Source organism: Streptomyces ossamyceticus, assembly GCF_001418475.1.
Lineage (GTDB): Bacteria > Actinomycetota > Actinomycetes > Streptomycetales > Streptomycetaceae > Streptomyces > Streptomyces ossamyceticus.
In genome coordinates this window covers 1-9,735 of sequence record NZ_LIQX01000333.1, presented here as the reverse complement: position 1 = coordinate 9,735, position 9,735 = coordinate 1, and the positions used below count along the sequence as shown (strand labels likewise).

Sequence of the window (9,735 nt, the reverse complement as noted above, 5' to 3'; positions counted from 1 at the left end):
ACCCGTACCCCTACCCGACCCCGCCCGGTGTCGTACGACACGACCGGCCGGAAACGGCGCACCGAGTCCGACCGAAATCGGTGCACCACGGCGGGTGTCGGCCCGTCTACCGAACCGAAGACGACACATCCACGACAGGAGGCAGTGATGTGCGCACCGGACCGGCTCCTCGAACGCCGTGACACCCTGGAGCTGCTGGCTGCCGAGGCCGCCCGCGCCCGCACGGGATCCGGCCGCCTGATCGTGCTCAGAGGGGCCACCGGCACCGGCCGCACCGCGCTCCTCGAGGCCGCGGCGGAGCAGGCGGCGGCACAGGGCATGCGGGTCCTGCGGGCCCGCTGCTCGCCGGAACACACCTCCATCCCGCTCGACACCGTCTACCAACTCCTCGCCCACGCACCCGAGTTCGACGCCGTCGCGGGCGAGGCACCGGACCCGCCCGGCACCCCGCCGCACCGGGGCAGGTCCGCCCGGCTGTGGCGACTGCTCCGCTCCTACGCCGACGAGACGCCGCTGCTGATCGCCGTCGACGACGCGCACCTCGCCGACGCCGCGTCCCGGCGCTGGCTCGTCGAGGCCGTCCGCTGGATCGACCACTTACCCGTGCTGCTCGTGGTGACCGAACGCAGCCAGTACGACATCGACCCGCCGGCCGACGGCCTGGCGCACGCCCTCTCCTCCGCCCTCGTCCACACCCGCACCCTGGCCCCGCTGAGCCCCGACTCCGCCGCGGAGCTGATCCGTTCGGTGCGGGCCGGCGACACCGCGCCGGAGTGGGTCGCCGACTGCGTACGGGCGGGCGCGGGCAACCCCCTGCTGCTGAGCGCCCTCCTCGACGACCTCCAGTCCACCGACCAGGACACCCTCCCGGACACCTGCGCCGCCCTGTACCCCGGCTCGTACGCCGCGGCCGTGTCCTGGTGGCTGGACAGCGCCGGGCCCGCCACCACCGAGGTCGCCCGCGCGCTCGCCGCGCTGGACGAGGACGGCCCCGGCACGGCCGACGCCGACCTGCTCGCCCGGACGGCCGGCGCCGACCCCGGCCGCGTACCGGGCTGGCTCACCGCCATGACCCGCCTCGGCCTGCTCCGCCCGGACCCCGAGGGCCGGCCCCGCTACGCCCATCCGCTGCTGCGGGACGCGGTGCTCGGCGGCTGGAGCAGTGCCGCGCGGCAACGCGCCCACCGGCGGGCGGCCGAGGCGATGCTGCGCCGCGGCGACCACGCCGAGGCCGTCGCCGGGCAACTGCTGCGGGCCGGCCCCGTCGGCGATACCTGGGCGACGGCCGCCCTGCTCGACGCCGCCGACCTGGCCGCCCGCGACGACCGCAGCGACGACGCCCTCGCCTATCTGCGCCGCGCCCTCGACGAGCCGATACCGCCCGCCCGCCGCGCCGCCGTCCTCACCGAACTGGGCTCCCTGGAGTACGCGACCGTACGCTCCACGGCCGGGATTCCGCGCCTCGCGGAGGCGATGCGGCTGCCCGGCCCGCCCCGCGACCGGGTGCGCGCGGCGGTCGCCCTCGGTACGGCGCTGGCCCGCCGCGGCGAGGCGCGCGCCGCGATCGACGTCCTGCGCGGGCTGCGCGACGAACACCTGACGGGCCACCCCGACCTGGCCCGCACCGCGCAGACCGCGTCCGCGCTGCTGTCCGACCACGACCAGGGCGTACGGCAGGAGGTGTACCGCTGGCTGCGTGAGACCGCCGAGCGGTCACCCGACCTCGTCGGCACGGCCGGGCAGGCCCTCCTGGTGCGCTACGAGTCGACGGCCGGCCTCACCTCGGCGGAGTCGGCCATGGACCGCGTCCGCGCCCTGCTGGCGCAGCCCGCCGACCCGCTGGAGGAGGCGTTCCTGCCGGGCACGGCGGCGGCCGTCGCCCAGTGGGCCGACCAGCTCGACGAGGCCGAACGCCTCGTCCGGCGCGGCCTCGCCGGCCAGCGCACGTCCCTGCTCCACCCCATGCACACGGCCCTGCTGAACGTACGCATCGACCTGGCCGCCGCGCGCGGCGCCTACGACGAGGTCCTCGCCGACGTCACCGAGCAGGCCCTCGCCCGGCTCACGCCCGAGGGCAACCTCGAACACCCCGACTGCGACGACGACATCGGCGACACCTCCCTCGGCATCACCTCACTGCTGGCGCTCGCCTGGCAGCGCACCAAGGACCCCCGGCTCCCCGACGCCGTCCGCCGCAGCACGGACTTCCACCTGCGCGAGCGCGTCCACACCGACGACAACCCCGGCTACCCCAACCTGAGGGTCCGGGGCTCCGGCCTCCCCTACGCCCGGTACGTCCTGGAGGCGGGCGCCCACCCCATCGGCGACTGGCCGAGCACGGTGTGGTCGCTGCTCCAGGCCGTGAACCTGCTCGACCTCGCCGAAGGGCTCCTCGACGACGAGCGGACCGCCGCCCTGCGTGAACTGGCCCGCGGCTACTGGCGCTGGCTGACCGAGGCGACCTTCTTCAACCCGCAGGAGGCCGGCAACCAGGCCATCGGCTGCGTCGTCGGCGGCCTGATGCTCGCCCGGCACCTGCCCCCGCAGGAGGGCGAGCGGGTCCGGGAGCGGGCGATCGCCCTGTACACCGACGAGATCCGCGCGCACCGGGTCCGCGACCGGGGCGCGCTCCTGCCCCCGGAGCACGGCGGCGCCTACGACAACAACTACGGCCCCATCTCCCTGTCCTTCCTCGCCCAGGCCCACCGGGTGAGCGGCGCGGAGATCTTCGCCGAGGACGGCGAGGCCGTCGCCCGCTACCTCGACGCCCGCCTGACCACCGGCGGTTTCGACTTCGGCGGCCCCCGCTACAGCGAGCAGCACTCCGGCTTCGAGTCCGTGCTCGGTCTGCGCTACTTCGGCCACCGCGTCGGCGCCGACCTCGGCCGCTACCGGGGCGACACCAGCTGGGGCCGGTACGCGGTCAAGCCGGACGGCGGGGTCGACGGCCACTTCGCGTGGATGCTGGTCTGGCAGATCCAGGACACCACCCCCTGGCACCGCACCCCGTCCACGGAACCCGTACGACACCAGCTGCGCGCGGGCGGCGTCTCGGTCGCCTTCGACTCGCGGATGACCCCGTCGCTGATCGAGGCCGACGGGACGTATCTCCTGCCGGCCGCCGTCAACCGCCAGCACGGCTTCGGCCCGGTCGTCGACGGCTTCCTGCTGTGCCGCCCGATGGGCGAGGTCCGCGTCCGCGACGTCCGGGCGGGCGCACTGGCCGCCAAGCTCGTCACCAAGCCCGTCGTCACCCGCGACCACGTCCTGCGGCACGTGCGGTCCCTGTACGTCACCGACGGCACCCGGCTGTGGACCACGGTGGCCGTCGAACGCCTCCCCGGCAAGCCGTACCTCCTCGCGGGCCTGCCGTACGTGTCGGACGACGGCGACAGGCTGCGCCGTGTCGCCGACGCCGAGGTGGCCTCCGCGGGCGGCCTGCGTCTGACCCACCCGACCGCCGAGGGCCCGGAGTACTTCGACGCCCGCGCCGACACCACCCAGGAGCAGGCCGCCTTCACCCTCGCCGCCGACCCGCGCGGCTACGGCAACCCCGACGAGGGCTGGTCCCACCTGGTGGCGTCCACGGCCGTCGAGGCGACCCCCGTACCGGGCGGCCCGGACGACCTGGACGTCTTCGCGGTCCGCTACGGACCCGGCGGCACCTTCCGGGCGTCCTTCGCCCACACCCCGGACGGCCTCACGGTCCGCACGGAGGCGTTCACCGCCGTCATCGGCGACCCGGCGGGCGACGAACACGGCGAGCCGCTGCTCACCCTGAGCGGCTGAGCCCTCCCCCGAACGCGAGGGCGTCCCGCCGATACCTGACCCGGCGGGCCGCCCTCGTCCCGCCCTCGCCCCTCACCGCACCGCAGCCCCGGCCGCCGGCATCGCCGCCGGCGGAACCACCAGGTCCGCCCGCTCCCGGGTCGCCGCCACCAGGTCGGCGTTGCGCTGGTCCGTGCCCCGCACCCACGCGACCGCCTCGTCGTGCCCCTTGCCGAACTCCTCGTGCCGGGCGACGAGGCGCCGCACGCGTTCGGTCTCGTCGAGCGCGCAGAACCAGACCTCGTCCAGCCGGGCACGGACGCGGGCCCAGGCCCCCTCCTCCAGCAGCAGGTAGTTCCCCTCCGTCACGACCAGACGCGCGGCGGGCGGCACGGGGATCGCCCCGGCCAGGGGCTGCTCCAGCGTCCGCTCGAAGCCCGGCGCGTACACCACGTCGTGCTCGTCGTCCCGCAGCCGCCGCAGCAGGGCCGCGTACCCGGCCGCGTCGAACGTGTCCGGCGCGCCCTTGCGGTCCCGGCGGCCCAGGCGGTCCAGCTCCACGTCGGCGAGATGGAAGCCGTCCATCGGCACATGGGCGACCCAGGGCTCCCCGTCGCCGTTGAGGGCCCCGGTCAGCCGCTCGGCGAGGGTGGTCTTTCCGGCTCCCGGACTGCCGGTGATGCCCAGCAGGGCACGGCGGCCGGGGCGGACGAGTGAGGCGGCCCGCTCCAGCAGGTCGTCGAAGGTCAGGGACATGCGGACGACGGTAGACCCATGCGGATTGTCCGGGCCCGGACGGGGCAGGCGAGCGGTGCTGTGGCCGAGCGGGACAGGGAAGTGGAAGGTGCCCATGGAGGAGGAGCGCGAGTCGGGGTCGGTGGGCGACGTCGAGTCGATGCGGGAGGAAGTGGCCCGGCTGCGGGCCGAGGTCCGGCAGCTGCGCACCAGGATGGAGAGCCGTCCCCTGATCGCGCAGGCCCAGGGCATGCTGCGGGAACGCTACGCGCTGCCCGACGTGGAGACCGCGTTCGCCCTGCTCCAGCGCGCCTCGCAGCAGTACAACGTCAAGCTGCGCACCCTCGCCGAGGCAGCCGTGAGCGCGCCGAGACCCGACGGGCGCGGCACCCTGTGGTTCCCCGGCCGGGCCCGGCGCGCGGAGCCCTCCCTCACCTTCAAGGAGGGACGCGACCGCCGCACCGGACGCGGCAACCGGAGCGAGGTGCTGACCGCCGTGCTCAGCCAGACCCTCGCGGTCGTCGGCACCGACATGGGCAACGTCCAGATCGCCGACCGCGCCGAGCGGGGACTGCGCATCGAGCGGCACACGGGCCTCACCGACGACTTCGTCGACTTCTTCGCGTTCGTCGGTGAGGAGGGCACCTCCTGCGCGCTGGCCGCCCGCGACATCACCCAGGTGACGGTCCGGGACGTGGCGACGCACCCGGTGTTCACCGAGGACGCCCGGCAGGCGATCCTCCTGGCGGGCAGCCGCGCCTGCCACAGCGTGCCCCTGACCACCGCGTCCGGCCTGTGCGTGGGCATGGTCTCGGCCCACCTCGAATATCCGGTCGGAGAGCTGACGCGGGCCCAGCTCAAGGCCCTGGCGGTCGTCGGTGCCGAGGTCGGCGAATGGCTCGCCTGGTACGACCGCACCGTCGTCCTCGACGCCCTCGAACATCTCCACGCCCTCGGCCGCGCCCACAGCGGCAGCCGTGTCCCGCGCCGCTGACGAATTCCGCGATCTTCACCCACTGACTCCCACCGCACGGGGAACCCCCCTTCCATGACAGAGAACACCGAACCGACAGACCTGGGCCTTCCCCGGCACGTCCGGGCCTGCCTCTTCGACCTCGACGGCGTCATCACCCGGACCGCCGTCGTGCACGCAACCGCCTGGAAGCAGGTGTTCGACGAGTTCCTGCGCCGCCACGACGGCGACTCCTTCCGCCCCTTCGACCGCGGCAAGGACTACGACGAGTACGTGGACGGCCGCCCGCGCGCCGACGGCGTCCGCACCTTCCTCGCCTCCCGCGGCATCCACCTGCCCGAGGGCGGCCCCGACGACCCGCCCGACGCGCCCACCGTGCACGGCCTCGGCAACCGCAAGAACGACCTGCTCCTCCACCTCATCCGCACCGACGGCGTCGAGGCCTACGACGGCACCCTCCGCTACGTCGAGCAGGCCCGCGCCCGGGGCCTGCTGACCGCGGTCGTCTCCTCCAGCGCCAACTGCCGTGACGTCCTGCGCTCCATCGGCGCCGAGCACCTCTTCGACGTGCGGATCGACGGCGTGGTCGCCGCCGAGCGCGGTCTGCCCGGCAAACCGGCCCCGGACACCTTCCTCGCCGCCGCCCGCGACCTCGGGGTCGAACCAGCCGAGGCCGCCGTCTTCGAGGACGCCCTCGCCGGTATGGACGCCGGACGCGCGGGCCGCTTCGGGCACGTCGTCGGCATCGACCGCGTCGGCCAGGCGGACGCCCTGCGCGCCCACGGCGCCGACGTCGTCGTACCGGACCTGACGGAACTGGGGGACTGGGCGTGATCACCCACCGCTCGTACGGCGTCGCCCCCTGGGCCCTGCGCGAACGGCACCTCGACCTCGACCTCCTGCCGCAGAGCGAATCGGTGTTCGCCCTGTCCAACGGCCACATCGGCTGGCGCGGCAACCTCGACGAGGGCGAACCCCACGGCCTGCCGGGCAGCTACCTCAACGGCGTCCACGAGACGCACCCGCTGCCGTACGCGGAGGCCGGCTACGGCTACCCGGAGTCCGGACAGACCGTCATCGACGTCACCAACGGCAAGATCATCCGGCTGCTCGTCGACGACGAGCCCTTCGACCTGCGCTACGGTCGCCTCCGCTCCCACGAACGCGTCCTCGACCTGCGCGAGGGCGTGCTGCGGCGCACCTGCGAGTGGACCTCCCCGGCCGGGACGACCGTCCGCGTCCGCTCCACCCGCCTCGTCTCCCTCACTCAGCGGGCGATCGCCGCCATCGCCTACGAGGTCGAGGCCGTGGACGGCGAGGCCCGCGTCGTCGTCCAGTCGGAACTGGTGGCCAACGAGCAACTCCCCGAACGCGACGGCGATCCCCGCGCCGCCGTCGCCCTGGAGTCACCGCTGGAACCCGAGGAGCACTTCGCGGACGGGCCCCGGCTGAGGCTCGTCCACCGCACCCGGCGCACCGGACTGCGGGTCGGCGCCGCCGCCGACCACCTCGTCACCGCGCCCGGCTCCGTCACCACCAGCGGCGAGAGCCGGGACGACGTGGCCCGCCTCACCGCGACGACCGTCCTGGAGCCCGGCCAGACCCTGCGCGTGGAGAAGCTCGTCGCCCACGGCTGGTCCGGCACCCGCTCGCTGCCCGCCGTCGCCGACCAGGTCGACGCCGCGCTGTCCGCCGCCGCGTACGGCGGCTGGCAGGGCCTCGTCGACGAACAGCGCGCCTACCTGGACGACTTCTGGGCGCGCGCGGACGTCGAGGTCGAAGGCGACGAGGAGATCCAGCAGGCCGTACGGTTCGCCCTGTTCCACGTCCTCCAGGCGGGTGCCCGCGCCGAGCAGCGGGCCCTGCCCGCCAAGGGCCTCACCGGCTCCGGCTACGACGGGCACGCCTTCTGGGACACCGAGACCTTCGTGCTGCCCCTGCTCACCTACACCGCGCCCGGCGCGGTCACCGAGGCCCTGCGCTGGCGGCAGAACACCCTGCCCGCCGCCCGCGACCGGGCCGCCCAACTGGGTCTCGCGGGGGCCGCGTTCCCATGGCGGACCATCGACGGCTCGGAGGGCTCCGCGTACTGGCCCGCCGGTACGGCCGCGTTCCACGTCAACGCCGACATCGCCGACGCCGTGGTCCGCCACACCCTCGTCACCGGCGACACCGACTTCGAACGCGACACCGGCCTCGAACTCCTCGTGGAGACGGCCCGGCTCTGGCGCTCCCTCGGCCATCACGACCCCCACGGCGCGTTCCACATCGACGGGGTGACCGGCCCGGACGAGTACAGCGCCGTCGTGGACGACAACACGTACACCAACCTCATGGCCCGCGCGAACCTCCTGGCCGCCGCGGACGCCGCGGAACGCCACCCCGAGCGGGCCGACCTGCTCGGCGTGGACGACGAGGAGAGCGCCGCCTGGCGGGACGCCGCCCACGCCATGCACATCCCCTACGACGACGAACTCGGCGTCCACGAGCAGCACGCCGGGTTCACCCGCCACCAGCGCTGGGACTTCCGCGGCACCCGCGCCGACCAGTACCCGCTGATGCTGCACTTCCCGTACTTCGACCTCTACCGCAAACAGGTCGTCAAACAGGCCGACCTGGTCCTCGCCCTGTACAAGTGCGGCGACCGCTTCGACGAGGAGCAGGTGGCCCGCGACTTCGCCTACTACGAGCCGCTGACGGTCCGCGACTCCTCCCTGTCCGCCTGCTGCCAGGCGGTCATCGCCGCCCAGGTCGGCCATCTCGACCTGGCCTACGACTATTTGACCGAGGCGGCGATGATGGATCTGCGGGACCTGGAGCACAACACCCGCGACGGACTGCACATCGCCTCCCTCGCCGGCACCTGGACGGCGCTCGTCGCGGGCTTCGGCGGCATGCGCCACCAGGGACCTGTCGTCGACTTCGCGCCTCGGCTCCCCGAGCGGCTGAGCAGGCTCGCCTTCAGCCTCGGACTGCGGGACACCTGTCTGCGCGTCGAGATCAAACCCCGCCAGGCCACGTACGAGCTGGTCGGCGGTGACTCCCTGACCATCCGCCACTACGGCGAACCGGTCACCCTCGACGGGGAGAAGCCCCGGCGGCTGGACATCCCGGCCGCGCGACCGGCCGGTCCGCCGCCGGAACAGCCGCCGCACCGGCGCCCCGGCCGGCGCGGGAGGCACGGGAGGCGTGGAGCCTGAGGGGTCAGCCGCAGAACGCGGCCTCCAGGGTGCGGTTCATGGTGGTGTACACCGTCGCGTTGTTGGAGGTGTTGGCGAACGCCGTCAGACCGCGCTTGCCGTTCTTCGAGGTGAACGCCCAGGTGTAGTAGCCCTGTACGGTTCCGGTGTGCCCGTACACCGAGCCGCACGACAGGTCACGACGGCGCAGCCCCAGCCCGTACGCCTGCGTGCTGTTCACCGGCGTCCACTTCAGCATCTGCTTCAGCTGGGTGGGGGAGGTCAGTTCGCCCCGCACCAGCGCGGAGAGGAACGTGTTCAGGTCCTTGCCGCTGGACACCAGGGCCCCCGCGCTCTGCGCCCAGGACACGGTCTGCCGGGTCGAGTCGATCTTCCGGCCGGAGGAGTCGGCGGTCATGTAGCCGCGGGAGTACCGGCCGGGGATCGTGTTCTTCGGGTGGACGTAGTACGTGTCGGTCAGCTTCAGCGGCTTGATGAGGCGCTCCTGGTACGCCGTCGCCACCGACTTCTTGGTGAGCTTCTCGATGAGCATGCCCGCCACGACGAAGTTGGCGTTGGAGTAGGAGTAGACCGCGCCCGGCTTGTTGGTGAGGGGCTTCGCGAGCGACAGGTCCATCAGCTGACGGTAGGTGTAGACCCGGTTGCGGACGTTCTCGAACCCCTGCACCGACTGGGCGAAGAGGGTGTTGGCGTGGTCGTACAGGCCGCTGCGGTGACTGAGCACATGACGCACGGTGATCCGCCTGTCGGGCAGCAGCCCCGGCAGATAGGTGTTCACCGAGGTGTCGAGCTTCACCTTGCCCTCGTCGACCAGCTGTAGCAGTACCACCGCCGTGAAGGTCTTGGTGACGCTGCCGACGCGGATCCGGTCCCCGGTGCCGATGGCCCGACCGGTGCCCCGGTCGGCGACACCCTCCGCCAGATGGATGGCCTTGCCGTTGTCATCGACCCGCGCGAACGCCCCCGGCGCGCCCTGCGCCAGTGCCGTGCGCAGCGCCTTGCGCAGCTCCGCCTTGTCGGGGGCGGCCAGGGGGGCCGTGGCCGCCCCCGACAAGGCGG

At 73.7% G+C, this 9,735-nt stretch carries 6 protein-coding genes; 4 read left to right on the top strand and 2 right to left on the bottom strand.

The window, feature by feature from the left end; translation table 11 throughout:
• Positions 1-147 precede the first annotated feature (147 nt).
• A complete protein-coding gene (locus AOK15_RS47155) occupies positions 148-3,789 on the top strand; it encodes an AAA family ATPase (protein WP_079058663.1) in 3,642 nt (1,213 codons plus the stop codon).
• A 72-nt stretch (positions 3,790-3,861) separates the two neighbouring features.
• Here the strand turns inward: AOK15_RS47155 and AOK15_RS24235 are convergent, their stop codons facing one another.
• Positions 3,862-4,524, bottom strand: a complete 663-nt coding sequence (locus AOK15_RS24235; RefSeq protein WP_055520324.1) for a nucleoside/nucleotide kinase family protein — start codon at positions 4,522-4,524, stop codon at positions 3,862-3,864.
• Between the two features lie 94 nt (positions 4,525-4,618).
• On the opposite strand from AOK15_RS24235, the gene AOK15_RS24230 reads away from it, so the two are divergent.
• From AOK15_RS24230 to AOK15_RS24220, 3 genes are read left to right on the top strand one after another with little or no spacing between them, the layout of a single operon-like run.
• Positions 4,619-5,497, top strand: coding sequence for an ANTAR domain-containing protein (locus tag AOK15_RS24230; protein ID WP_055520322.1), 879 nt, complete (start codon positions 4,619-4,621; stop codon positions 5,495-5,497).
• Positions 5,498-5,551: 54 nt separating this feature from the next.
• The gene (locus tag AOK15_RS24225) at positions 5,552-6,310 is read left to right on the top strand and encodes a beta-phosphoglucomutase family hydrolase (RefSeq protein WP_055520320.1); all 759 of its coding nucleotides are present in this window, start codon (positions 5,552-5,554) and stop codon (positions 6,308-6,310) included.
• The gene (locus AOK15_RS24220) at positions 6,307-8,676 is read left to right on the top strand and encodes a glycoside hydrolase family 65 protein (RefSeq protein ID WP_055520317.1); all 2,370 of its coding nucleotides are present in this window, start codon (positions 6,307-6,309) and stop codon (positions 8,674-8,676) included. Before AOK15_RS24225 ends, AOK15_RS24220 begins: the two co-directional genes overlap by 4 nt.
• Positions 8,677-8,680: 4 nt before the next feature.
• On the opposite strand, the gene AOK15_RS24215 is transcribed toward AOK15_RS24220, so the two are convergent.
• Positions 8,681-9,730, bottom strand: a complete 1,050-nt coding sequence (locus tag AOK15_RS24215; RefSeq protein ID WP_063799036.1) for a serine hydrolase domain-containing protein — start codon at positions 9,728-9,730, stop codon at positions 8,681-8,683.
• Positions 9,731-9,735: the final 5 nt, after the last annotated feature.

What these genes read in the sequence shown, in the direction of transcription:
- AOK15_RS47155 (WP_079058663.1), top strand. Translation starts at nt 148, where the DNA reads ATGTGCGCACCGGACCGGCTCCTCGAACGCCGTGACACCCTGGAGCTG.
- AOK15_RS24235 (WP_055520324.1), bottom strand. Translation starts at nt 4,524, where the DNA reads ATGTCCCTGACCTTCGACGACCTGCTGGAGCGGGCCGCCTCACTCGTC.
- AOK15_RS24230 (WP_055520322.1), top strand. Translation starts at nt 4,619, where the DNA reads ATGGAGGAGGAGCGCGAGTCGGGGTCGGTGGGCGACGTCGAGTCGATG.
- AOK15_RS24225 (WP_055520320.1), top strand. Translation starts at nt 5,552, where the DNA reads ATGACAGAGAACACCGAACCGACAGACCTGGGCCTTCCCCGGCACGTC.